This is a genomic window from Streptomyces abyssalis, from assembly GCF_001751365.1.
Lineage (GTDB): Bacteria > Actinomycetota > Actinomycetes > Streptomycetales > Streptomycetaceae > Streptomyces > Streptomyces abyssalis.
Genome location: NZ_LJGT01000041.1, coordinates 420,050 through 441,322, shown reverse-complemented (window position 1 = coordinate 441,322; position 21,273 = coordinate 420,050). Strand labels below are relative to the sequence as shown.

Annotated in this window: 20 protein-coding genes and 2 pseudogenes; 12 read left to right on the top strand and 10 right to left on the bottom strand. The window is 71.6% G+C overall.

Annotation, left to right across the window (positions count from 1 at the left end; all coding sequences use genetic code 11):
* Nucleotides 1-145: 145 nt before the first annotated feature.
* Nucleotides 146-601 carry an MmgE/PrpD family protein gene (locus AN215_RS22830; protein ID WP_070011212.1) on the top strand — a complete coding sequence of 152 codons (456 nt, stop codon included), beginning with the start codon at nucleotides 146-148 and terminating at the stop codon, nucleotides 599-601.
* Nucleotides 602-783: 182 nt separating this feature from the next.
* Here AN215_RS22830 and AN215_RS22825 read toward each other — a convergent pair whose 3' ends face one another.
* Nucleotides 784-1,503 carry a DinB family protein gene (locus AN215_RS22825; RefSeq protein ID WP_070011213.1) on the bottom strand — a complete coding sequence of 240 codons (720 nt, stop codon included), beginning with the start codon at nucleotides 1,501-1,503 and terminating at the stop codon, nucleotides 784-786.
* A 291-nt stretch (nucleotides 1,504-1,794) separates the two neighbouring features.
* Here AN215_RS22825 and AN215_RS22820 point away from each other — a divergent pair, with 291 nt between their 5' ends.
* The gene (locus tag AN215_RS22820; protein ID WP_070011450.1) at nucleotides 1,795-2,472 is read left to right on the top strand and encodes an ATP-dependent Clp protease proteolytic subunit; all 678 of its coding nucleotides are present in this window, start codon (nucleotides 1,795-1,797) and stop codon (nucleotides 2,470-2,472) included.
* A gap of 1 nt (nucleotide 2,473) precedes the next feature.
* Nucleotides 2,474-3,085: a ClpP family protease gene (locus AN215_RS22815; protein WP_070011214.1), complete on the top strand. Its 612-nt coding sequence runs from the start codon at nucleotides 2,474-2,476 to the stop codon at nucleotides 3,083-3,085.
* Between the two features lie 221 nt (nucleotides 3,086-3,306).
* Here the strand turns inward: AN215_RS22815 and AN215_RS30500 are convergent.
* Nucleotides 3,307-3,708 (bottom strand): annotated as a pseudogene (locus AN215_RS30500) (helix-turn-helix domain-containing protein); the annotation flags it as partial.
* A 135-nt stretch (nucleotides 3,709-3,843) separates the two neighbouring features.
* Here AN215_RS30500 and AN215_RS22805 point away from each other — a divergent pair.
* Genes AN215_RS22805 through AN215_RS22795 form a run of 3 tightly spaced genes read left to right on the top strand, consistent with a single transcriptional unit; the run spans nucleotide 3,844 to nucleotide 5,995 of the window.
* A complete protein-coding gene (locus AN215_RS22805; RefSeq protein WP_070011215.1) occupies nucleotides 3,844-4,713 on the top strand; it encodes a MerR family transcriptional regulator in 870 nt (289 codons plus the stop codon).
* On the top strand, nucleotides 4,710-5,570 hold the full coding sequence (locus AN215_RS22800) for a hypothetical protein (RefSeq protein WP_070011216.1): 861 nt from the start codon (nucleotides 4,710-4,712) through the stop codon (nucleotides 5,568-5,570). The genes AN215_RS22805 and AN215_RS22800 overlap by 4 nt, the downstream gene beginning before the upstream one ends.
* A gap of 56 nt (nucleotides 5,571-5,626) precedes the next feature.
* Nucleotides 5,627-5,995, top strand: a complete 369-nt coding sequence (locus tag AN215_RS22795) for a hypothetical protein (protein WP_070011217.1) — start codon at nucleotides 5,627-5,629, stop codon at nucleotides 5,993-5,995.
* Nucleotides 5,996-6,320: 325 nt separating this feature from the next.
* On the opposite strand, the gene AN215_RS22790 is transcribed toward AN215_RS22795, so the two are convergent.
* A complete protein-coding gene (locus AN215_RS22790; protein ID WP_070011218.1) occupies nucleotides 6,321-6,869 on the bottom strand; it encodes a hypothetical protein in 549 nt (182 codons plus the stop codon).
* Nucleotides 6,870-7,376: 507 nt separating this feature from the next.
* Between AN215_RS22790 and AN215_RS22785 the strand changes: the two genes are divergently transcribed.
* Both AN215_RS22785 and AN215_RS22780 read left to right on the top strand, forming a co-directional pair.
* Complete coding sequence (locus AN215_RS22785) at nucleotides 7,377-8,612, top strand: MFS transporter (RefSeq protein ID WP_079123494.1); 1,236 nt, start codon at nucleotides 7,377-7,379, stop codon at nucleotides 8,610-8,612.
* 146 nt (nucleotides 8,613-8,758) lie between these two features.
* Entirely contained in the window at nucleotides 8,759-9,289 is a 531-nt protein-coding gene (locus tag AN215_RS22780; RefSeq protein ID WP_070011219.1) for a type 1 glutamine amidotransferase domain-containing protein, read from the top strand.
* 141 nt (nucleotides 9,290-9,430) lie between these two features.
* Here AN215_RS22780 and AN215_RS22775 read toward each other — a convergent pair whose 3' ends face one another.
* Together AN215_RS22775 and AN215_RS30135 are read right to left on the bottom strand one after the other, a co-directional pair.
* Nucleotides 9,431-10,672 (bottom strand): L,D-transpeptidase, encoded by a 1,242-nt coding sequence (locus AN215_RS22775; RefSeq protein WP_171904259.1) that lies wholly within the window; start codon nucleotides 10,670-10,672, stop codon nucleotides 9,431-9,433.
* 231 nt (nucleotides 10,673-10,903) lie between these two features.
* On the bottom strand, nucleotides 10,904-11,413 hold the full coding sequence (locus AN215_RS30135; protein ID WP_070011220.1) for a hypothetical protein: 510 nt from the start codon (nucleotides 11,411-11,413) through the stop codon (nucleotides 10,904-10,906).
* Nucleotides 11,414-11,540: 127 nt separating this feature from the next.
* On the opposite strand from AN215_RS30135, the gene AN215_RS22765 reads away from it, so the two are divergent.
* Nucleotides 11,541-11,888: a hypothetical protein gene (locus AN215_RS22765; RefSeq protein ID WP_139140776.1), complete on the top strand. Its 348-nt coding sequence runs from the start codon at nucleotides 11,541-11,543 to the stop codon at nucleotides 11,886-11,888.
* Between the two features lie 108 nt (nucleotides 11,889-11,996).
* On the opposite strand, the gene hutH is transcribed toward AN215_RS22765, so the two are convergent.
* The 5 genes and pseudogenes from hutH to AN215_RS22740 form a co-directional block, all read right to left on the bottom strand.
* A complete protein-coding gene (gene hutH / locus AN215_RS22760; RefSeq protein WP_070011222.1) occupies nucleotides 11,997-13,550 on the bottom strand; it encodes a histidine ammonia-lyase in 1,554 nt (517 codons plus the stop codon).
* 395 nt (nucleotides 13,551-13,945) lie between these two features.
* Nucleotides 13,946-15,211 (bottom strand): annotated as a pseudogene (locus AN215_RS22755) (GGDEF domain-containing protein); the annotation flags it as partial.
* A gap of 261 nt (nucleotides 15,212-15,472) precedes the next feature.
* A complete protein-coding gene (locus AN215_RS22750) occupies nucleotides 15,473-16,282 on the bottom strand; it encodes an enoyl-CoA hydratase/isomerase family protein (protein WP_171904258.1) in 810 nt (269 codons plus the stop codon).
* Nucleotides 16,283-16,445: 163 nt separating this feature from the next.
* The gene (locus tag AN215_RS22745; RefSeq protein ID WP_079123493.1) at nucleotides 16,446-17,675 is read right to left on the bottom strand and encodes an adenylate/guanylate cyclase domain-containing protein; all 1,230 of its coding nucleotides are present in this window, start codon (nucleotides 17,673-17,675) and stop codon (nucleotides 16,446-16,448) included.
* Nucleotides 17,676-17,970: 295 nt separating this feature from the next.
* Nucleotides 17,971-18,969, bottom strand: a complete 999-nt coding sequence (locus tag AN215_RS22740; RefSeq protein ID WP_070011224.1) for a biotin--[acetyl-CoA-carboxylase] ligase — start codon at nucleotides 18,967-18,969, stop codon at nucleotides 17,971-17,973.
* Between the two features lie 157 nt (nucleotides 18,970-19,126).
* Here AN215_RS22740 and AN215_RS22735 point away from each other — a divergent pair, with 157 nt between their 5' ends.
* From AN215_RS22735 to mmpB, 3 genes are all read left to right on the top strand, one after another.
* Nucleotides 19,127-20,716 carry an acyl-CoA carboxylase subunit beta gene (locus tag AN215_RS22735; protein ID WP_070011225.1) on the top strand — a complete coding sequence of 530 codons (1,590 nt, stop codon included), beginning with the start codon at nucleotides 19,127-19,129 and terminating at the stop codon, nucleotides 20,714-20,716.
* Between the two features lie 14 nt (nucleotides 20,717-20,730).
* Complete coding sequence (locus AN215_RS22730; protein WP_070011226.1) at nucleotides 20,731-20,985, top strand: acyl-CoA carboxylase epsilon subunit; 255 nt, start codon at nucleotides 20,731-20,733, stop codon at nucleotides 20,983-20,985.
* Between the two features lie 143 nt (nucleotides 20,986-21,128).
* Nucleotides 21,129-21,266, top strand: coding sequence for a morphogenic membrane protein MmpB (gene mmpB, locus AN215_RS29925; protein WP_171904257.1), 138 nt, complete (start codon nucleotides 21,129-21,131; stop codon nucleotides 21,264-21,266).
* Nucleotides 21,267-21,273: the final 7 nt, after the last annotated feature.

Genomic DNA, 21,273 nt, shown 5'->3' with positions numbered 1-21,273 from the left:
CTCATCGCCCATGCGTTCCTCACCCTCGACGTGAACCGCTCACACGGAGGTTGACGAAGGCTCACCACCCCACCAGGTGCGACCGGCCGGTCTGAACCGACAACCGCCGTGGACCCGCGGGCCGGTGGTCGCACCGGATGCGCCGGTGGGGTCCCCGGTCAGGGCTTCGCGAAGCCGTCCGCTGGTCGCGGCGGTACGCAACGGCGAGCGGGTCGAGGAGGCGACGGTGCTCGGGTGCGAGGTCGCCTTCCGGCTGGCCGCCGTTCTCGGCGTACGGCCGGAGACGCTGTCGGTGCTCGCCGCGGCGCTCGCCGGATCGACGGAGCCCGCCGGGGCTCTCCGCGCGCTCGGCCTCGCCGCCACGCAGTCCACGACCGTGGACGGCAACCCCGGTGAGGAGAAGGAGATCACCGTCCTGCGCACGGCGCTCGCAGCGGCCGACGGAGCCGAGGCCGCGCTCCTCGGCGAGCGCGGCTTCACCGCACCGGGGCAGCCGGTCGAGGGCAGGAGAGGACTCCTCGCACTGCTCGCACCCGGAGCCGACCCGCAGGAGCTCGTACGCGACCTCGGTACGCGTTGGCACGCCGAGGCGGTCGTCTAGTACCCCTCCCCTCTCCTGCAGGCTTCGCCGGTCGCGCCGCCCTGCGCACCCCCTGGACTTCGCCCGGGGGTCGCCCACCACGCACCGGACGACGCTCCTTGACGGGCAGACATTGCAGGTCACGGCACCAGCGGGACGCGGCGGCCCCGGACGGGACGCAGGCCGCCCGGGGCTGCCCCGGCCTACCCGGGAGTGGTGGAGCGGGCCCGCCACAGGTCGCGGAGCAAGGCGATCTCGGCCATGTGGTGGATGAATTCGAGGTTGGCGCCGGACAGCACGCCGATGTACGGCTCGTCGGGGTCGGAGCCGTACGGATACTGCGAGAGGCCGACCGTGTCGAGCTGCTCCTCGGTGAGGGCGCCGACGCTGTCGCGCCAGCGGTCGATCAGCGCCCAGAACCGCTCCAGCGCCAAGGCGGCGGACGGAGTGAAGTCGACCATCAGCTTCGGCTCCTGGCTCCGCCCGCCGAAGGTCCACTCCCATCCGCCCTGGAAGTGGAAGTGCAGGTGCGACAGCCGCCACGCGATGGTCGTGACCGGCGTCTCGTCCGGCTCGGGCGCATCGGGGTGGGCGAGGATCTCCTCGACCCGCTCGACGCTCACGCTCCAGTCGTCGGCGATCTTGGCGACGCTCATACCGCCGGCGGCCTGCCGGGCGACCTCGGCGTACTCGCTCGCCGGGATGTCCGGGGCGCCCTGGTCGAGCACCCATTCCCCCGGCCCGAACGCCCTGGGCGTCGCCGCCTCGGCCCGGCGCCGGAGCGACCAGCAACCGGGCACCGGCTCCCACAGGAACTCCTCGTCGCCGAGCCCCGTCAGCCGCACCTCGGCCATCTCCCTGGCCTTGTCGAACTGGTCGAGCAGCAAGCTCAGACGGTCGGTCCGCGCACCCTCGCTCTCCATGCCGGCCCCCTTCTCGCGGTCGCGTCGCGCACCTCACTGCGCTCACGCGGAAGCTAGCGGCTCGCCTGACGGGGCGCGACCGATTAATCCGCCCGTCGACCCGCCCACGAAGCGGCGCGGCACCGTCGGCGTCACCGCACTCCTTCAGGACGCCGGCGCGGCTCTGCCGTCGGCGAATCTGCCGAGGGCCGAGATTCCGGTCGTGGCGGGGTGAACGGGCCAACAGTGAAGTGAGCGCGGCGAATCCGCCGCCGCACATCACGACCAGGAGGCCCGATGTCGCCACTCGCCATGCCGCAGCACCCGCAGCAGCCGCAGCACTCACAGCACCGGGCGGCGCGGACCGCGTCGCCGCCGCGGGCCGAGGAGGGGGACACCCTTCCGTCGCGGTTCGACGACCACCTCGCCGCGCAGCTCCTCACGCAGCGCATCGTCTTCCTCGGCAGCCAGGTCGACGACGTCTCCGCCAACCGCGTCTGCGCCCAGCTGCTGCTGCTCTCCGCCGAGGACTCCCGTACGGACATCAGCCTCTGCGTGAACAGCCCCGGCGGCTCCGTCACGGCAGGCCTGGCGATCTACGACACGATGCGCCTGATCCCCAACGACGTCTCCACGCTCGCCATGGGATTCGCGGCGAGCATGGGGCAGTTCCTCGTCACCGTGGGCACCCGGGGAAAGCGCTACGCGCTGCCCAACTCGCGGATCATGATGCACCAGCCGTCCGCCGGCATCGGCGGACCCGCCGCGGACATCGCGATCCAGGCCGAGAACCTCGAATACATGAAGAAGGCCATCGAGCGGATCACCGCCGAGCACACCGGCCAGAGCGAGGAGACGATCTCTCGGGACGGTGACCGCGACCGCTGGTTCACCGCCGAACAGGCCCTGGAGTACGGGATGGTCGACCGCGTCGTGCGTTCACTGGACGACGTCCGCCCGGCGGCCTCGAAGCGGAGGGTGGGTCTCTGAGATGAGCCAGTACACGATCCCGACCGTCGTCGAACGCACTCCGCACGGGGAGCGGGCGTACGACATCTACAGCCGGCTGCTCTCCGAGCGCGTGATCTTCCTGGGTACGGAGATCGACGACGGCGTGGCGAACGTCGTCATCGCGCAGCTCCTCCATCTCGAGTCCTCGGCACCGGAGCAGGAGATCGCGATCTATCTCAACTCCCCGGGCGGCTCCTACACTTCACTCACCGCGATCTACGACACGATGACCTTCGTCGGTGCGCCGATCTCGACGTTCTGCGTCGGCCAGGCGGCCTCGACGGCAGCCGTCCTGCTCGCGGGCGGCGACCCGGGCCGGCGGTTCGTGCTCGAACACTCCCGCGTGCTGCTGGGGCAGCCGGCGAGCGGCGGCAGCCGGGGCACCGTCTCGGACCTCAGCCTCCAGGCGAAGGAGATGCTCAGGATCCGCGCCGAGGTGGAGGAGATCCTCTCCCGGCACACGCATCACGACGTGGCGGCCCTCCGTGCGGACATGGACCGCGACAAGGTCTTCACCGCGCACGAGGCGGTGGCGTACGGACTGGCCGACGAGGTGCTGAGCCGGCGGCAGTTGGCGGCCGCGGCGGTCTGACCCGGTGGGCGCACGGCCACGCCTCGTCGCGTCGCTCACGCGGCGAGGCGCACCTCGCCCTGGTACGGGGCGCCGGGCCGCGTCCCGGTCCGGCCGGTCCTGCCTGTCCTGCCGGTCCGCTCGGTGCTGCTCAGCACGGACCGGGACGTCGCCGCTCCGTCGTCGCTCTCCGGGCCGGGCGCGGCGGCGGGAGCGACTGGGGCAGCAGCCCGGCGTGGCCCGGATCCCGCCCCGGACCTGCCGGGCCGGACGGCAGAGGTCAGCTCGCTCTGGACCAGAGTGAGTACGTCGGTCAGGCTCATGCCCAACGCCTGGGCGGCCGCGGCGAGAACCTCCGACGATGCCTCCTTGCGGCCGCGCTCGACCTCGGAGAGATAGGGCATGGAGATCCGGGCCGCCTCGGCGACGTCCTTGAGCGTGCGGCCCTGGTCGAGCCGCGCGCGGCGCAGCACGCCGCCGACGACGTGCCGCCACAGCGGCTCCTTGCCGCCCGGCACCGGAGCCGGGGCGCCCGGCGGAGCCGCCGGGGTTCCGGGCGCGGGCGCCGGGGTTCCGGGCGCGGGCGCAGGGGTCCGCGGGCGCAGGGGAATGACGCGGGCTCGGTCCGACGCGTGGCTGCTCACCGCTTCAGATTAGAAGCGCGGCGCGGTGACGGCACCGCAGCGGCGTGCTCTTCCGCCACCGGCGAAAACGAGCCGCGGGGCGGTCCGGCGGTGCGCGCTTGACCTTGACGCAGCGACAAGGTCTTGAATCGAGGCATGAGAATCGGCGAGCTCGCCGCCCTGGTCGGGGTCTCCACCAGGACCGTGCGGCACTACCACCGCCTCGGGCTCCTTCCCGAACCCGTACGGCGCCCCAACGGCTACCGCGAATACCGGATGCGCGACGCCGTGGTACTCGCGCGCGTACGACGGCTGGCGGAACTGGGACTCTCCCTGGACGAGATCCGCGAGGTGCTGGCCGAGGACCACGACCGTGAGCTGCGCGAGGTGCTCCTGGAGCTGGACGCCGACCTCGCACGGCAGCAGGAGACCATCGGCGAGCGGCGGGAGCGGCTCGCCTCGCTGCTGGCCGACCCGGAGCTGCACCCCGACTCGGCGGTGTCGCCGGACATGGCGGCGGTGCTGCGCGAACTGCCCGCCGGGGGCTCGAAGTTCGCGGAGGCCGACCGCGAGATGCTCACCTTCGTATGCGCCCTGGCCGGGCCGGAGGACCGGGAACACCTCCTCGAACTGCTGCGTCCGCTCACCGAGCCGGAGGCGGTCGCCCGCGGTCAGGCGCTCTACGAGCGGATGGACGAGCTCGCCGACGCGTCACCCGGCGATCCCCGCATCGGGCCCCTCGCCTCGGACCTGGCAGCCCACCTCCCGGACGGAATGGCGGCGATGATGCTCGAAAACCTGGACCAGGCACCGGAGCAGCCGCGCCCGCGGAACTCCGGGAGACCGTACGGGGCCGGGGCGCCCGGAGCCGGCGGCGCGGACCAAGCGCACCGGGCGGAAGGGGTGTTCGCCGAGATGCAGCCCGCGCATGCCGAGGTGCTCCGGCTGACCGTGGCCGCACTGGCCCGGCGGGAGCGGGACGACGACGCCAACGGCAACGGCAACAGCGACGGGCGCCGGTCATGATGCTCAAGGCCGCCCGCGCCGCGCTGTTCGCCGTCCTGCCGGCGGAACTGCTGACGGCGGTGCTGCTCGTCTCCGGGGTCCCGCTGCCGGCACCGCTGCTCGTGGTGGCCGAACTGGCCGTCATATCGGTGCTGTTGCTGGAGGGCGTGACCGTCTGCAGGCTGTTCAAGGCCGGCATCCGCGCCGGCGAGGACCGCCGTACGGCACTCCGCGGCGCGTTCCGGTATCTCGTACCCGCGCGGGTGCGGCGGCTCATCGCGTTCGAGGTGCTGGGCATGGCGAGCCTCGTGTTGTGGGTCGCACGCCGCCGCGACGGCGTGCCGCGCGGAGCCGTCGCCGTGCCGTACTCCCGCGAACAGAGCCCGTTCCTGCTGCTGATCCTCTTCGTGACGGTCCTGGAGACGGTCGCCACGGAAGTGCTGCTGCGCGGGCTGGGCGCACCGGCGGGACTCCGTGTCGTCGTCCTCGTACTCGACCTTTACGGGACCCTGGCTGTGCTCTCGGTCCTGGCGGCGGGCGTGACACGGCCGCATGTGGTCTCCGGGGCCGAACTGCGCGTCCGGTACGGCACTTTCTTCGACGTACGGGTGCCCCGGCGGCTCGTGGCCTCGGTACGGATCTCGCACAACTACAACGAGCGCGGCCTCGTCTCCGTCGAGGGGGACCGGCTCGCGGTGGCCGTCTCTTCGCGTACGAACCTGCTGGTGGAGCTGACGGAACCCGTCACGGTCGTACGGCCGATGGGCCGCGAGGAGCGGGTGACCTCGGTGCGGTTCTTCGCCGACGCCCCGGAGAACGCGTTCGAAGCGCTGCGGGAGCCGCAGCGGGCCGCCGGTCTTCCGCAGCGGGAAGAGTGAACGCCGGTCGCCGGGTACACGCAGCTCATGCGGCAGTACCGACAGAACGGAGGACCATGACCCTCCAGCATCCCGCCGAGCGGGGCGGCGAACGACGGGGCCGGTTCGAGCGCATGGCCGAGACGGCGTCCAACGTCACGAGTTCACCGGCCTTCTACGGCTTCTGCATGCTCCTGGTCGTCGCGTTCATCGTGGTGCACCTGACGCCTGTGCCGGTGGTCTGGATGATCTTCGTGGGCGACATGATGGCGGCGGTGAGTCTGCTGCTGCTGGCGCTGCTGAAGAACACCGAGCGGCGCGCGGAGCACGCGCTCCAGCGCAAGCTGGACGCGATCGCCGCGGTTCTGCTGGAGCAGAACGAGGGCGGTTCGCAAAAGGCCCACGAGAATCTGCGCACGGCCATCCGCATGGAGAGGGACGTGTGACGCCCTCACGTACCGGTCCGCCGAGCAGGTCGTGACGGCAGGCGGCCGCGGCGCCCGCGGACCGGATCGCGGGCGGCACCGGTGGGTCCGGTGCCGCCCGCCACGGACCGGGGCTGCGGCCTCGCGCACCTGGATCAGGACGTGGATCAGGACGCCGACAGGACGGCCGCTCGCCTCGTTCCGCATGGAGGAGCCGGACTGCCCCCGGCGAAGCCAGGAGGACTCACGGCCCGGGAGTGCCCCGGCTCCCGCATCCTTCGCATTCCTTACGCGGCCCGGCCGGGACCGCGCCGTACCCCCTGGTGGAGCCTTCGCTCCGAGGACGTCAGCTGTTGGCAGCCGTGTCGATCATCTCGCGGGCCTTGGCCTCGCTCTGGTCGTAGCGCTCGGGGAACGCCGAACGCTGGACGCTCTGCGCGAGCTGACCCGCGGTCATGCTCGGGTCCTCCTGGTCGTTCGGGATGGCCTGGTCGAGGAACGCGTTGGTCGCGTAGACCGGGTCCATGATCTGCTCGGGCGTGCCCCAGCCGGCGCTGGGCCGCTGCTGGAAGACGCCGAGGGAGTCGCGGTCGCCACAGTTGAGGTTGTTCATGTGGGACTCGACCCAGCCCGCCTCGAAGGCGGCGAGCATGACCTTGTCGTTGACACCTCGCTGGGTCGCGACGTCGTGCACGGTGTTGATGATCGCCGCGTCGAAGTCCGGCGGCACGGCGCACTTCTCGTCCAGGACCTCGGCGTTGGCCCGGTGGTCCTTGCCCTCGGCCTCACCGGCGTTGGCCTGTACGGCCAGTCCGCCGGCCAGGAGAACGCCGGCGGCCAGTGCCGTGGCGCTGCGGACCACCGTCTTGCGTCTGATCTTCGCGGTAAACGTCATGTGGGTCTTTCCTTCCAGGTGGGGACAAGGACGCGCGTAGATACGCATCCCTGCTGGCGCGGAACCCAGTAACCCCTCGCCACTCCCCCGGCCTTCCGGCGACCTGCGGAAAGTGCGAGCAATCGATTTCGTGCGGGACCGTACAAGTCTGACCGTGACCCGTCAATGGACGCTGGTTTTCACACTTCAGACACACGGAACAGATCCGAAAATGGCGCCAGGAAGCGGAACATCAGGCGCCAACGAGTCACTGTCCCGGCACGGAAATCGCAGGTCACTGACTACGATCTTCACGAAATCGATTTCGCATCCGAGGTCGAGCCACCCCGGTCGGCGGTCGCCTCCCGCTGCACTCCTGGCACGTTCGTGACACCTGTCATTTTGTAGTTGTATGGGCCATCGATATATTTCGTTGTGGCCTACACCGACCTGCCCGCCCGCCGGTCACCGTCCGGCCGGGCCCGTGTCACCACGGGGCAGCTCACCGAACGAAGGGACGTTCCCGACATGAACGGGCCTGAGACCACCTCACCCGAAGCGCCCGGTGCCCCGGCCACCGTCCGCACCCCGCACCGCCGGCCGGAGAGCCCATTCCGCCAGCCCAAGGCCGTCTGGGCGGTGGCCTTCGCCTGCGTGATCTCCTTCATGGGCATCGGGCTCGTCGACCCGATCCTGCCCGCTCTCTCCAGCCAGCTGGACGCCACTCCCAGCCAGGTCACGCTGCTGTTCACCAGCTATCTCGTGGTGACCGCGGTGGCCATGCTCGTCACCGGGTGGGTCTCGAGCCGGCTGGGCGCCAAGCGGACCCTCGTCGTCGGTCTCGTCCTCATCGTGGTCTTCTCCGCGCTCGCCGGGGCCACCGGAAGCATCGACGGGATCATCGGGTTCCGCGCCGGCTGGGGCCTGGGCAACGCCCTGTTCATCGCGACGTCCCTCGCCGTGATCGTCGGATCGGCCAGCGGCGGATTCGCGGGCGCGATCGTCCTGTACGAGACCGCGCTGGGCGTCGGAATCGCCACCGGACCGCTGCTCGGCGGCCTGCTCGGCCACTTCAGCTGGCGCGGCCCCTTCTTCGGGGTGGCGGCCCTGATGACCGTGGCGCTCCTGGCCACCGCCGTGCTCCTCCCCCGTACGAAGGCACCCGAGCGCCCCGAATCGCTCTCCGAACCCCTCGCGGCGCTGCGGCACCGCGCCCTCGCGACGACGAGCGTCACCGGGCTGCTCTACAACTGGGGCTTCTTCACGATGCTCGGCTACGCCCCGTTCCTGATGAACTTCTCCGCGATCGAGCTCGGCTGGGTCTTCTTCGCGTGGGGGCTGCTCGTCGCCGTCTTCGCGGTGTTCGGGGCACCGGTGCTGCGCGGCCGGTTCGGCACGCCACGGACGCTCTACGGGAATCTGCTCTTCATGGCCGCCGACCTGGCCGTCATCGGGGCCTTCCCCGGCGAACCCTGGGTCGTGACAGGCGCGGTGATCGCCGCCGGTGCCTTCATCGGCGTCAACAACACCCTTGTCACCACTGCCGTGATGAGCATCGCGCCCGTTCCGCGGCCGGTCGCCTCGGCGACGTACGGCTTCGTGCGCTTCATCGGCGGCGGCCTCGCGCCCTTCGCGGCGGGCAAGCTCGTCGAGCACTACAACGCCCATGTTCCGTTCGTCCTCGGCGCCGTCGCCGTCGCCGCCGGTGCCGGGCTGCTCACGACGGTGCACCGCGCTCTCGACGAGGCCGACAGGGCGGTCTGACCCGTTCCCCGCTGCCTGACCGGCCGGCCTCAGCCGCCGCCGTCGGGCATGACGCCCGCCACGCCGGGGACCCGGCAGGGGAAAGCGAGAAGCACCGCTCACGCCGTGCGCGGCATGAGAGGAACGGCGTGGAAGGAAGGCCAGAAATGCGTATCGCCTTTCTCATGGCCCCCGAAGGGGTCGAGCAGGTCGAGCTGACAGAGCCGTGGAAGGCCGTACAGGACGCCGGGCACACTCCCCGGCTGGTGTCCACGACCGCGGGCCGCATCCAGGCGTTCAACCACCTCGACAAGGGCGACACCTTCCAGGTGGACCAGACCGTGGACGAGGCCGCAGCCGAGGAGTACGACGCACTGGTCCTGCCCGGCGGAGTGGCGAATCCGGACGCGCTGCGGCTGGACGACGACGCCGTGCGGCTGGTGAAGACGTTCTGCGAGACGGGCAAGCTGGTGGCGGCGATCTGCCACGCCCCGTGGACGCTGATCGAGGCGGACGTCGTGCGCGACCGCAGGCTCACGTCATGGCCGAGCCTGGAGACGGATCTGCGCAACGCGGGCGCCCACTGGGCGGACGAGGAGGTCATCGTCGACGAGGGCACCTACACCCTCGTCACCAGCCGGAAGCCGGACGACCTGAAGGCGTTCAACGACGCCGTCGTCGTCCAGCTCGGCGGCTGAGGCGGCGGGCCGCCCCACCCCGCCTCGCCCGGCGCGAGCGCAGCCGGCGTACGGAAGAGGGGCAAGAGGTCGGAAGAGGGGCGGGGCACGGGCTCCAGCAGCCCGTGCCCCGCCCCTCTTCGCGTGCGGTCACGCGCGGTGTCAGACGGCGGAGCCGGCCTTCCACTGCGCCCAGTCCATGTTCCAGCCGTTGAGGCCGTTGTCCGGCTGGACCGTCTTGTCCGGCGAACCCTTGACCTCGACGACGTCGCCGACCATCGAGTTCGAGTAGAACCAGGCGCCGTCGGTGCTGTTGTCACCGGCACCGCGGGCGTCCTTCAGGCCCACGCAGCCGTGGCTGGTGTTGCCCGAACCGAAGGGCGCACCCCAGTAGTTGCCGTGGATGAAGGTGCCGGACGTCGACAGGCGCATGGCGTGCGGGACGTCCTTGATGTCGTAGCCCTCTTCGCCCTTGCGTCCGAACCCGACCGTGTTGCCGTCCATCCGGGTCTCCTTGTGCTTCTCGGAGATCACCATCTTGCCGTTGTACGTCGGGTTCTTGGCGCTGCCGGCCGAAATGGGGATGGTCTTCACCTTGCTGCCGTCGCGCACGACCGTCATCTGGTGACTGGCGACGTCGACCGTGCTGACCTGCGAGCGGCCGATGTTGAAGGTGACCTTCTTGTTCTGCACGCCGGTCATGTCCGGGGCGCCCTTCACGCCGTCGAGCGCGAAGTCGAGGGTGACCTTCGAGCCGGGCTTCCAGTACTCCTCGGGACGGAAGTCGAGGCGCGTGTCGTCGAACCAGTGCCCGACGACCTCCTGGCCGCTGGTCGAGTTGACCTTGATCGCGGACTGGACGGCCTTCTTGTTCGTGATCGCCTTGTCGAACTTGATCGACACGGGCATGCCCACGCCCACGGTCTGGCCGTCCTCGCCGGCGTAGGTGCCGATGAAGCTGTTGTCGGGCGAGACGGTGGTGAAGGTCGAGTTCTCGACGGCCTTGCGGCCTCCCTCGTCCTTGGCCTTGGCTGTGATCTTGTACTGGGTCGCCCGTTCCAGCTCCGCCTGCGGCTTCCAGGACTTGCCGTTCCCGGACATCGTGCCGGAGACGCTGGTGCCCCCTTCGACGGCGGTCAGCTTCACCGAGGTGAGCTTCCCCTTGCTCACCGAGACGTCGCCGCCGGTGTTGATGCTCGCGCCCTCCGACCCGTCCTTGGACGCGATCTTTATTCGGGCTTCCGAGCTCTTCTTGCCGCGCGCCTCCGAGTTGGCGTTCTTCGCGTCGTCGCCCTCGCCTCCGGACGAACCGCAGGCACCCAGAGCGAGTACACCGCCGAGCACCATGGCCAGTGCGGATGCGGCCTTACGGTGCCTACCCAGCGTCGTCACAGACTTCTCCATATGCGTCAGAATCCCAAGCTCCCCGAATCACCGCGTACACCCCCTGCCGGACCAACCCGGACATGTGCGGACGCGGGTCTACGGGTTGGAACGCTCCCGGGCATGTGACCGGTTCCACGAGTTACAAAACTGTGTTCCAAGACACGTACGCATGGAGAAGCCCGCGGGAACACTGCTGTGACCTGCGGTGATTCACGTCGGATCTAGGCGGCCTCCATGTCTGGAGGCTGGTCAGGGGTGGACGCCGTCCAGACTGTGAAGATCCTCATAGACGTCACCGTGAAGGTCCTCGTGGGCCTCGCCCCGCAGGTCCTCCGTCGTGCGGCCGGGCCCTTCGCGGCGGTCCTGACCGACCGGTTCGTCCTGTTCGAGCCGGTCGTCCTCGTCCTCGAAGCCGTCGGCGCCGTCGAGGAAGGAGAACGCGTCGAGATCGTCCGCGTCCATCTCCTCGCTGCCCCAGCTCGCGTGGGCGAGTTCCACTCCCGGCAGCTCCCGGACGAGGTCGAAGGGGTCGACTAGACACGCGAGGGCCTCGCCCGCGTCGCCGCCGATGATCTCCTCGGCGTGCGCACGCTCCTCGTCCGGCATCAGCTCGTCACGGGCGACGTGTTCGAGAGCGGACCTGGTCAGGGCCGCCGCGTCGGCGATCTCGACGACCAGGTCGACGCGGAGCCGGATGTGCGGCGAGGGCTGAGCGGCGGTGTCGGACGGTTCGGAACGCGGTGTCTCGTCAGCAGCCATGCCCGGAGCGTAGGACGGAACGGAGGCGCGGCTTCCGTACGACCCGCGGCTGTCTATAACATCGGCCGTCGTGCCGCCAGTTCATGGTGCGCCCGGCGCACCACAGCACTTGGAAGGGGCTTGCTCCGTGCCCGCAGCCGGACGATCAGGCATCTCCGCTCACCGCCGGTCACTGATGACGGCCACCGCGGCCGGGTCGGTGCTCTGCGCTCTCTGGTTCGTTCCCTCCGCGAAGGCCACCCCGGAGGCACCGGGCCCGGGCACCGGCACACACCACTCGGTGACGTCGACCTCGGATGCCGCGGCGTCCTCGTCGTCGGCGCCCACCCGTTCCCGCGCGCAGGCGGGCGCCGCGGACCCCGGCGGCGACGGCCTCACCACGCCCTTCGTGCTGAGCGCGCTCGGCCTGGCGGGGACGGGCGGCGCCTTGATCGTCCGCGCTCGCCGCCGCGCGTCCCCTTCGTCCGAAGTCTGACTGCCTGACGAGCTGACCGCCCGACTGCCTGACCGCCCGGCGGAAGGCGGAGCGCAGGACGTGCGCGGCGCTGCTCCGGCGGTTCTCCGGCGGGTTCTCCGGGGCTTCTCAGGCGAGTTCGCCCGTCACCGACTCAGCCGCCCGTACGAGCGCTCCCGTACGTACGAACTGCTCGGCCACTCCCAGGTCGGGCGAGAGGAAGCGGTCGGGGCCCGGCCCGTCCACTCCCGCCCCGCGCAGCGCGTCCACGATCGCGCGGGACGCCGCGCCGGGGGTCAGTCCGGCTCCGTCGGCGCGCAGTTCGACGGCGCGGGCCGCGGCGTACAGCTCGACGGCGACGACCCTGGTGAGTGCGTCGACGGCGCCGCGCAGCTTGCGCGCCGCGGACCAGCCCATCGAGACGTGGTCCTCCTGCATCGCCGAGGAGGGGATCGAGTCGACGGAGGAGGGGACAGCCAGCCGCTTCATCTCGCTGACGAGAGCGGCCTGCGTGTACTGGGCGATCATCAGGCCGGAGTCGACGCCGGGATCGTGCGCGAGGAACGGCGGCAGGCCGTGCGAGCGGTTCTTGTCGAGCAGGCGGTCGGTCCGGCGTTCCGCGATGGAGGCGAGGTCGGCGGCGGCCACGGCGAGGAAGTCGAGCACGTACGCGACGGGCGCACCGTGGAAGTTGCCGTTGGACTCGACGCGGCCGTCCGGCAGCACGACCGGGTTGTCGACGGCGGAGGCGAGTTCGCGCTCCGCGACCGTACGGGCGTGCTGGAGCGTGTCGCGGCCGGCGCCGGCGACCTGCGGCGCGCAGCGCACCGAATAGGCGTCCTGGACTCGCGGCGCGTCGTCCTGGTGGTGTCCGGTGAGCCCCGAACCGGCAAGCACCTTCAGCATGTTGGCGGCCGAGGCCGCCTGGCCCGGATGCGGGCGGATGGCGTGCAGTTCGGGCGCGAGGACCTTGTCGGTGCCGAGCAGCGCCTCCAGCGTGAGCGCGGCGGTGATGTCGGCCGAGGTGAAGAGGCGGGCGAGGTCGGCGCATGCGAGCAGGAGCATGCCGAGCATGCCGTCCGTGCCGTTGAGGAGCGCCAGGCCCTCCTTCTCGCGCAGTTCGACGGGGGTGATGCCGTGTGCGGCGAGGAGTTCCGCGGCGGGGGCCACGTGCCCGTCGGGGCCTTCGGCCTCGCCCTCGCCCATGAGGGTCAGGGCGCAGTGGGAGAGCGGGGCGAGGTCGCCGGAGCAGCCGAGGGAGCCGTACTCGTGCACCACGGGGACGATCCCGGCGTTGAGCAGCGCCGCGATGGACTGCGCCACCTCGGCACGTACGCCGGTGCGGCCCGAGGCGAGAGTCTTCAGACGCAGGAACATCAACGCGCGGACGACCTCACGCTCCACGCGCGGGCCCATGCCGGCGGCGTGCGAGCGCACGATGTTGCGCTGGAGCTGCGCGCGCAGCCCAGGGTTGATGTGGCGTACGGCGAGGGCGCCGAAACCGGTCGAAACGCCGTACACGGGCTCGGGCTTGGCGGCCAGTTCCTCGATATGACGCCGGGAGGCTTCGAGGGCCGCCAGCGCCTGTGCCGACAGCTCCACGCGGGCGCCGTCCCGGGCGACGGCGATGACGTCATCGGGGCTCGTGCCGGAGTCGCCCAGCACCACGGTGTGCATACTCATATTCAGGCACCCTAAAGAGTGAATCGATTCCTGTCACGACCGGGGTACGGGACGGGATCTGGTCCGGGGTCCGGGTCCGGGTCCGTACGACGGTGACGCGTGAAGGGTGCGGGACGGCACGCGGCAGCGGACCGGCAAGGTGCGGGACCGGCCGCTCACACCTCGGGGCTGCGGACGCGCGGGCCCGGCCGGTCCGGCGGGGCCACCCGGTCCGGGGAGCCGGGCGGGTTCGGACGCCGGACGAGGTCCGGAGGGTCGGCCGGGCCCGGTGGGTCGGGCGGTCCGGGCGCCCGGCCCGGCTCGCCACGGCCGGATGGTTCCGGCCGCCGCCCCGGCCACCCCTGCCGCGCGCGGCCCTCAGGACCTGGAGCCTCCGCTTCGTCCGGCTTCCCGGTGTGGCCGCGGAAGTGACGCCGGTCGCCCGCGGGCGCCGACGGTGCGGCCTCCTCCGCCTCGGATGCGTCCGCGAGGCGTACGACGGGATCCTCCGTATCGCCTTCGCGGCCGGCGACCACCGGCCCCAGCGCCCGCGCCGCCTTCGCGCGGTACTGCGCGGCGTCCGCCAGCCGGAAGAGCCGGGCGGCCGACCTCACCGTCCCCGTCCGGTCGCCCGTGGAGGCCACGCCGCACGAGACGCCGTCACCGCCCCGCAGCCCGAGAGCCTTGCGGCAGACCTCCTCAGCGGCCCGTACGACCTGGTCCGCCGGAGGTCCCACCGTCAGCAGGCAGAACTCGTCGCCGCCGAGGCGGGCCGCCAGCGCACCCGGAAGCTTCGCGCCCGACAGCGACAGCACCATCCCGAACCGCTCCAGCAGCCGGTCCCCGGCGGCGTGACCGAACTCGTCGTTGACGCGTTTGAGGCCGTTGACGTCGCAGACCACGAGGCTCACGACGGTGCCGTCCTCGCGGTGGCGGTCCAGCCCGTCGTCCAGCTTGCCCTCGATGGCCCGCCTGTTGGCCAGGCCGGTCAGCTGGTCGGTGAAGGCCAGCCGGCGCACCTCCTCCAGCTGCTCGTTCTGCGCGATGCCCGCGGCGATGACCTCGGCCAGTATCGTCGCGAAGTGGGCGTCGGAGCGGTCGAACACCGGCGCTCCGGGGCCGCGGGCCACATACAGCTCGCCCCACGCGCGCCCGCGCAGCACGATCGGCGCGACCACACAGCAGCCGCGGCCGCGCCGGCGCAGAGCGGCCACGCGGGCATTCCCGGGAGCGCCCTCGGCGGAGAGACCGGCGACACCTGCTCCCCCGGCACGGCCGGGGCCCGGGGGGCCCGCGGAGCCCGGGGACCCCAGGGGGCCCTGACCGTCCGCGGTCTCGATCCACGCCGGCGGCTCGTCCGCGCCGTCCGCCGCCCACCGCTCGGGCAGCAGCTCGGTGATCTCCGGGAAGTCGTGCACCGGGTAGGACTCCTGCTCGGGGAACTCGCTTTCGCCCGGGGCGAGTTCGCCGACATTGACCAGCACGTCCAGCCTGCCGCGTGCGCGGTCCCAGGCGGAGAGGGCGGCGAACGTTCCGTCCATGGCTGCGCATGCGTGCACGGCCGCGGCGTGCGCGACCTCGCGTTGCGCGGAGTGGCGGGGGTGCGCCTCGCAGAAGCGCTGCGCACCGGCCATGGCCTGCGCCAGTTCGGCGACAGCTCGCAGGCGTATGTCCTCTCCCATGAGAGCCAGGCTAGGACCAGTCCGGACAATCCTCTCGAGTCCACCGGCGCCCCCGGGCCGCCCGGAACCCCGGCCCGGCCGCGCGGCTGCGGCGGTACGGGCGGCCGCGAGACACCGCGGGCGGACCCTGCCGTACGGGTTAACCGAGGGCCGGAGACGCACGGCGGGGCGGCACAGGCGGCGGGCACCGGCCGACGGTCACCGTCGGCCCTCAGCCGTCCGCCCTCACCCCTCAGCGGTCAGCGGTCAGCGGTCAGCGCCTCACTCGCCCGGCCACTGCGGCTTCCGCTTCTCGTTGAAGGCGGCCACGCCCTCGGTCCGGTCGTCGGAGAAGGCGACGGTGCGCCAGGCCGCGTCCTCGATCTCCAGCCCCGCCCACAGGTCCATCCCCCAGCCCGTACGCAGCGCACGCTTGGCGGCGCGCAGGCCCACCGGCGAGTTCCCGGCGATGCGGGCGGCGAGCGCGAACGCCTCCTCGCGGTCCTGCCCGACGCCCACCAGGTGGTCCACGAGACCGAGTTCGCGGGCCTCGGCGGCCTCGACCCTCCGCGCGGAGAAGATCAGCTCGGCGGCGCGGGCCGCGCCCACCCTGCGGGGCAGCAGCTGCGTGCCGCCACCGCCCGGAATGACGCCGACGGAGACCTCGGGAAGCCCGACGACGGCCGTGGGGTCGGCCACGATCAGGTCGCAGGAGAGGGCGAGCTCGAAGCCGCCGCCGAGGGCGAAGCCGTGCACCGCGGCGATCGTCGGCATCGGCAGGTCCAGCACACCGGTGTAGGCGGCGCGGGCAGTGGGCCGGTGACGGCCGAGTTCCGCGTCGCTGAGGGAGTTGCGCTCCTTGAGGTCGGCGCCCACGCAGAACGCCCGGTCGTTGCTGGAGGTGAGCACGGTGACGCGTACGTTCCGGTCCGCCGCGAGGGCGGTACAGGCGTCGGCGAGGCGGGCCGCGACCTCTGAGGAGACGGCGTTCATGGCCTTCGGCCGGTCCAGTACGAGCTCCGCGATGTGGGTCTCGGCGTCCTTGCGGACCACGATCCACTCGCCGTAACGCGCTTCGCTCACCGTGCTCATGGCCCCTCCGGCTGACGCTCGCTCACCAGTTCCGCGGGCAACTGTACGGTCACCTCGCGGACCCCGGACGGCATATTCCCGGGACCGGCCCCGGACCGGGGAAGGACCCGGGAACGACCCGGGAACAGAGTCGGCGCGCGAGCCGTACCCGGAACGCCCCGGCTCAGCGGCGGTTCAGCATCCAGGGCTCGACGACGCCCAGGCCACGCACCGGACGCTGGTACAGCGGCTGAAGCGCGTAGCGGTAGTCCGACAGGTCCTCGGTCTCCTTCTCCGACTCCGGTGCGTCACCCGAGGCGACCAGCTCCGCACGGCAGTCGCCGTCCACGAGGACCCTGTCCTTGGGAGCTATCGACGTCAGCCTGCTCGCGAGATTGACCGTGTTGCCGAAGACGTCCCCCATCCGCGTCGTCATCGTGCCGAAGGCGATGCCGACGCGGAGCTCGGGCATGGTCGGGTCGTTCGTCATGGTCTCGATCAGCCGCAGACCGATCTCGGCCGCCGTGCCGGCGTCCTCGGCGACGTAGAGGATCTCGTCGCCGAGCGCCTTGATCAGACGGCCGCCGTTGGCGGCGACCAGGTCGGCGGCCGTCGTCTCGAACGCCTCGACCAGCTCGCCCAGTTCGTCGTCCTCCAGACGGCGCGTCAGCCGCGTGAAACCCACGAGGTCGGCGAAGGCGATGGCCTGCCGCCTGGCCACGGTGTCCTCGTCGTCCAGCGCCTGTACGACCCGGCCGGTGGCCGCGGCGAGCTGCCGCCGCCACACGTACACCAGGAACTCCTCCAGCTCGGGCAGGAGCAGCTGCACGAGCGGATAGGTGACCTCGTTCCTCGTCATGCCGGGCTCGGGCGGCTCGGTGAGCCCCATCAGGAAGGAGTCGATCTGCCAGTCGGCCAGCCTCGACGTGGTCTGCCCTGTCGAGCGGGCGACCTGCACGGCCGTCGCCTCGCTGAGCAGCCCCGCCTCGACCAGGCCGGCGAGGCGCCGCAGCGCCAGCACGTCCGCCTCGGTGAGCGCCTTGGCCTGGCCCACGTCGGCGAAGCCCATCGCCCGCCAGAAGCGGGAGGCCAGCTCCATGGAGACGCCTGCCGCCCGGGCCGCCTGGAAGGGGGTGTACTGCCGCTTCGAGCCGAGGATCAGCTGCTCGATGCGCAGCGCGCTCGGGTCGTCCTCGTCGTCCTCGAAGATGCCCTGGGGGTCCGAACCGTCCGGGCTGCCGGGGACCGCCGGCGACGGTGCCTCGGGGGCCGGGTCCGGCTCGTCCGTTCCGTGTGTTCCGTGTCTTCCGTGTGGCGCTGTGCCCGCTCCGTCGGCTTCGGCGGGCGGCGCCGCCGGCCCCTGCTCCCGCCCCGGCTCCGGCGCGGACTGCGGCCCGGACGTACGCGCGGGAATGTCCGGTTCATCGTCGGCCACTGTCCGCCCCTTGCCCGGTCCGGTCGTCCCTGCGCACTGCCCTTCCGTTCTCTTCTGAGATCTTCCGGGGATCACCGGGACGCCTCACATCCGTGTCCCCTCCGCCGCGTGCCAACAATACGGCAGCAGTGCGCTGAACAGGCCCCTCTGCGAACGGACCATCAGAAGCGGACCACCGGCTGGGGGTACCTCCCAGGCCGGAGGCTCTGGGGGAGGAACACGTGTGCGCGCCCACCGCCCGCGCCGGTGCACGCGCGGTGCGGAGCGCCCGGGGTCACGCGTCCGTGCCGCCGCTCCCTCCGTGCCCCCCGTCGCCGCGCAGATGCACGATGTCGCCCGCGGAGACCGGGCGTTGCACCCCGTCCTCCGTGCCGATCACGAGCCGTCCGTCGCTGTCGACGGCGACCGCCTCCCCGACGAGTTCCCCGCCGCCCGGCAGCTCGGCGCGTACATGGCGGCCGAGCGTCGCGCACCCGGCGGCGTAGGCCTCCAGCACTCCGCTGACGAGCGGGTCGCCGTCGGCGGCCGTCCAGCGCCCGTACCAGTCCTCGAAGGAACGCAGCACCGCGCGCAGCAGCGGATCGCGGTCGGCCGCCCGTGCTCCGGCGAGCACGAGCGAGCCCGCCGCCGGAACGGGCAGCTCCGACTCGCGCAGCGAGACGTTGAGCCCGATGCCGAGGACGATCCCCGCGGCGCCTTCACCGCTCTCGTCCCGCGCGGGGGCCACGTCCGTGCGTTCCGCGAGGATGCCGCCGGTCTTGCGTTCCTCTCCCGCGATGTCGACGAGGACGTCGTTGGGCCACTTCAGTTTCGTGTCGAGGCCGGCCGTACGGGCCAGTGCGCTCGCCGTCGCCACCCCCGCGATGAGCGGCACCCATCCCCAGCGCTCCTGCGGCACCGGCGGTACGACCAGCACGGAGACGAAGACACCCGAGCGGGCCGGTGCGCTCCAGCCGCGCTCCAGTCTTCCCCGGCCGGCGGTCTGCTCCTCGGCGACGAGCACGGCGCCCTCGCGTGCGCCGCCCTCGCGCGCCCGCTGCGCGAGGTCGGTGTTGGTCGAGCCGGTGCGCTCGACCACGTCCAGCGACGTCCACAGGCTGTCCTGCCCGGTCAGCGCGCGGCGCAGCGAGGCGGCGTTCAGCGGGGGCCGGCTGAGGTCGGACCAGCGGCTGCCCGGGTCCCCTGCCCGGCCGGACGGCTCGGAGGGTTCGGACGGCTCGGAGGGACCGGGCGGCTCGGAGGGACCGGGCGGGTCGGACGGGTTCGGCGTCATGGCGCCAGCGTAGGCGCGCGGCAGGGGCCGCCGCCTGCGCGACGGGTGACGCGCGGCCGCCTTTGCGAGTGTGTCCAACGCCGCACCGACGAACGGCTCCTTCGCGGATAGCCTACGAACCGGTAGCCGCACGCTGAGGAGTAGGAGCCGCACTCAGATGTCCGAGCAGAGCCCTGACATCCATACGACCGCGGGGAAGATCGCGGACTTCGAACGCCGCGCCGCGGAGGCGACGCACGCGGGCTCGCAGCGGGCGGTGGAGAAGCAGCACGCGAAAGGGAAGCTGACAGCGCGCGAGAGGGTCGATCTGCTGCTCGACGAGGGCAGTTTCACGGAGCTGGACGAGTTCGCCCGGCACCGCTCCACCAACTTCGGCCTGGAGAAGAACCGTCCGTACGGCGACGGAGTCGTCACCGGATACGGCACGGTCGACGGCCGCCCCGTCTGCGTCTATTCGCAGGACTTCACGATCTTCGGCGGCTCGCTCGGCGAGGTCTACGGCGAGAAGATCGTCAAGGTCATGGACTTCGCGCTGAAGAACGGCTGCCCCGTCGTGGGGATCAACGACGGCGGCGGCGCGCGCATCCAGGAAGGCGTCGTCGCGCTCGGCCTGTTCGCTGAGATCTTCCGCAGGAACGTGCACGCCTCCGGGGTCGTCCCGCAGATCAGCCTCATCGTCGGCCCGTGCGCGGGCGGCGCGGTCTACTCCCCCGCCATCACCGACTTCACGGTGATGGTCGACCAGACCTCGCACATGTTCATCACCGGGCCCGACGTCATCAAGACGGTGACCGGCGAGGACGTCGGCTTCGAGGAGCTGGGCGGCGCGCGCACGCACAACACCACCTCCGGCGTCGCACACCACATGTCGGGGGACGAGAAGGACGCCGTCGAGTACGTCAAGGCGCTGCTGTCCTACCTGCCGTCCAACAACCTCTCCGAGCCGCCGGTCTTCCCCGAGGAGGCCGACCTGGAGACCTCGGACGAGGACCGCGAGCTGGACACGCTCATCCCCGACTCCGCGAACCAGCCGTACGACATGCACTCCGCGATCGAGCACGTGCTGGACGACGGTGAATTCCTGGAGACACAGGCGCTGTTCGCGCCGAACATCATCACCGGCTTCGGGCGGATCGAGGGCCAGTCGGTGGGTGTCGTGGCCAACCAGCCGCTGCAGTTCGCCGGTTGCCTCAACATCGACGCCAGCGAGAAGGCCGCGCGCTTCGTGCGCACCTGCGACGCGTACAACGTGCCGGTCATCACCTTCGTCGACGTGCCGGGCTTCCTGCCGGGCACGGACCAGGAGTACGACGGCATCATCCGGCGCGGCGCCAAGCTGATCTACGCCTACGCGGAGGCGACGGTCCCGCTGATCACCGTCATCACGAGGAAGGCCTTCGGCGGCGCGTACGACGTCATGGGCTCCAAGCACCTCGGCGCCGACCTCAACTTCGCCTGGCCCACCGCGCAGATCGCCGTCATGGGTGCTCAGGGCGCGGTCAACATCCTGCACCGCAAGCGTCTCGCCGGGGTCGAGGGCGACGATGAACGCGAGGAGCTGCGTGCGCAGTTGACGCAGGAGTACGAGGACGCGCTGCTGAACCCGTATGCCGCGGCCGAACGCGGGTATGTGGACGCTGTGATCATGCCGTCCGAGACCCGCCGCCACATCACGCGCGGGCTGCGCACGCTCCGCTCCAAGCGCGAGCAGCTGCCCCCGAAGAAGCACGGCAACATCCCGCTGTGAGGAGGCCGTCCGCCATGCTCGATCCCACGACGACGGAGGAGCACGGGGAGCACCCGCCGTTCCCGCCGATCAAGGTGGTCCGAGGCAATCCGACTCCGGAGGAGCTGGCCGCCGCGCTCGCGGTGGTCCGGGCACGGGCGGCCGCGGTGGCGGCTGAGGCGCCGGCCTCCCGCGCCGCACAGGAGTGGGCCGATCCCGCCCGTACGGTCCCGCGGCGGGTGCCTCACCCGGGCCCGAAGGCGTGGCGCACGACGTACTGGCCGGGCTGAGCGGCAGGCCGAGGTCCCGGCCGCGATCGCGCGTACCGGAGGCTCGTGGACGGGCGCGGGAATCCCGCGCCCGTCCGCGCTCGCGCGTGATTGAGTACGCGTACTCAGGCGCGGTGCGTACGTGCGCACGCAGCATGGGAAACATGCTGTGGTCCGACCCCCGTGACGAGCCTCCGACGGAGATGCGCGCGACTCTGGCGATGCTGCGGCGCCTGTGCTGGCTGCTGCCCCTCGTCGTGATCGCATCCTTCGTGCTGGCCAACGTCCGGCCGGACGCGTAGCTTCGCC